This is a genomic window from Neptunicoccus sediminis, from assembly GCF_001719615.1.
GTDB lineage: Bacteria > Pseudomonadota > Alphaproteobacteria > Rhodobacterales > Rhodobacteraceae > Amylibacter > Amylibacter sediminis.
The window spans coordinates 1-1,188 of the sequence record NZ_MDVX01000026.1 but is presented as its reverse complement, the minus strand read 5'-3'; the positions used below and the strand labels follow the sequence as shown (position 1 = coordinate 1,188).

Sequence of the window (1,188 nt, the reverse complement as noted above, 5' to 3'; positions counted from 1 at the left end):
CCAGAGGATCGAGTGGCTGTGAAACCCCATGCCTCGCCGATTTTCCACGCGATGCAGTATCTCATGGGGAACCAGACGCGCGAGAAGATGGAAAACTTCCGCGGCTTCGGTGGTGTGCAATCCTACCCCAGCCGCACCAAGGATATCGACGATGTGGATTTCTCAACCGGTTCGGTGGGATTGGGTGTGGCGATCACGTCCTTTGCTTCCATCATTCAGGATTACATCAAAGCCAAAAGCTGGGGAGGCGATGCCCCGATGGGCCGCATGGTCGCATTGGTGGGCGATGCAGAATTGGATGAGGGCAATATATACGAAGCCTTGCAAGAGGGCTGGAAGAACGATCTGCGCAACACATGGTGGGTGATCGACTATAACCGCCAATCGCTCGACGGGATCGTGCGTGAAGGGCTTTTCGAGCGTCTCGAGAAGATTTTTGATGCCTTCGGTTGGGACGTGGTGCGGATCAAACATGGTGCATTGCAGCGTGCGGCATTCCAGGAACCGGCCGGAGACAAATTGCGTGACTGGATCGACGATTGCCCGAACCAAGAATACTCGGCGTTGACTTACATGGGCGGGGCTGTTTGGCGCAAACGGCTTTTGGATGACCTGGGTGATCAGGGCGACGTCAGCGCATTGATTGAACGGCGCAGCGACGATGAACTGGCCGAATTGATGGAGAACCTCGGAGGCAACTGCGTCGAGACTATGGCCGATACGTTCAATGCCATCGATCATGACCGCCCGACCTGTTTCCTTGCGTATACAATTAAGGGCTGGGGCACACCAATCGCAGGTCACAAAGACAACCACGGCGGGCTGATGAGCAAAACTCAGTTTGCCGATTGGCAGGCTCATATGGCCGTTGCAAAAGGGGAGGAATGGGAGCTTATGGCAACCGTTGACGATCCCGTTGCTCTTCGCGACTTCCTGTCACAAGTGCCGTTCTTCGCTAAAGGGACGCGCTGCTACAGCGATGCCAAGCTGGCCGTGCCCGCTATTGAAATCGACACCTCGCGAGAAATCTCGACCCAAATGGCATTCGGTAAGATTCTTGATGACTTGTCCAAGCGTGACAGTGATCTGGCCGTGCGGATCGTCACCTCATCACCGGATGTTACTGGCACCACCAGTCTCGGCCCTTGGGTGAACCGCCGCAAGCTTTTTTCTCGCGCGGAGCAGGCA

1 protein-coding gene is annotated in these 1,188 nt (G+C 55.8%); it reads left to right on the top strand.

Features of this window, described 5'->3' with window-relative positions:
• The coding region (locus BFV97_RS17025) for a thiamine pyrophosphate-dependent enzyme (protein WP_483814930.1) at positions 1–1,188 on the top strand (1,188 nt) is incomplete at both ends.